Raw genomic sequence first — 985 nt, forward strand, 5'->3', positions numbered from 1 at the left:
GCAGAGAGATGAGATTATGCGGTGTTTCGTGCAGCTCGTCAACCCCTCGTTTTCGCCCCGCTCAACTCGCATTTACACGCGCCGTTTTGCGGGGAGGCGAACTATAGCAAGCACGTAGGCGTGCTGGCAAGGATTTTGTGCTCTCAAATGCAAAATTTCTAAAATATTCTTTATTACTTGCATTAAATATAACACAACATTAGAATTTACTTGATGGAAAGATTATTGATAAAGCATTTTTCCGTCAAATCCATCTATTGTTTCGTTCGGTCCGGCACAGTGCCAGGCCAACACATCTTATTGAGGTGTTTTATGCGTGCACTACTGATTTGCTCCTCCGTCGCCGTCACCCTTAGCCTGTCCTTGGGAACACCAGCATTTGCCAGCGAACCTTTTGCGCCTGGCGCCTACGTGGGTCTAAACCTGAGCAGGGTCGACATTTCGTCCAAGTACGTCGAGAGTGGTCATGACGCAAGCGTTGGCCTGGCGGTTGGCTATCAGGCAAACCCAAATTTCGGCGTTGAGCTATTTACGCGCTCGCTGAGCCTGGATCCATTCAAAGGTTTCCTGGCTGCGCCCGGATACTATCCTGAGGATCATTTCGGCATCGCGGTGCTGGGCTCGGCACGGATCAACGAGCAGTTCAGTGTCTATGGCCGCGCGGGCATCGGTCGTACCAAGATGCAGTCCACCAGGAGCTCGCTGGCCAATTACCATGAGACAGATCCGAGCATCGGAATCGGCGCCAGCTATGCGTTCAACCGCAATTGGTCGGTGAATCTGGAAGCGTCACGCCTGACAAAGACTGAAGTCAATTTCATTTCGGCGGGATTGCGCTTCCAGTTCTGATACAGACGAGATACAGACGAGATACAGACGAAAAAAAAAACCCCGCCAACGTTAAGTCGGCGGGGTTTTTTCATAATAACTAGCTTGACGATAACCTACTTTCACACTGGTTGCAGCACTATCATCGGCGCAGAGT

General features: G+C 50.6%; 1 protein-coding gene. It reads left to right on the forward strand.

Annotated features, from left to right (window positions below; genetic code table 11):
* The first annotated feature begins 312 nt into the window (after positions 1 to 312).
* Complete coding sequence (locus tag AC1RQG_RS27815; protein ID WP_493136654.1) at positions 313 to 849, forward strand: porin family protein; 537 nt, start codon at positions 313 to 315, stop codon at positions 847 to 849.
* Positions 850 to 985 lie beyond the last annotated feature (136 nt).

It is taken from the genome of Rugamonas sp. GW822-FHT03B10 (assembly GCF_058801745.1).

Excerpts from the sequence above, each read along its gene's own strand:
- AC1RQG_RS27815 (WP_493136654.1), top strand. The coding sequence starts at position 313 with ATGCGTGCACTACTGATTTGCTCCTCCGTCGCCGTCACCCTTAGCCTG.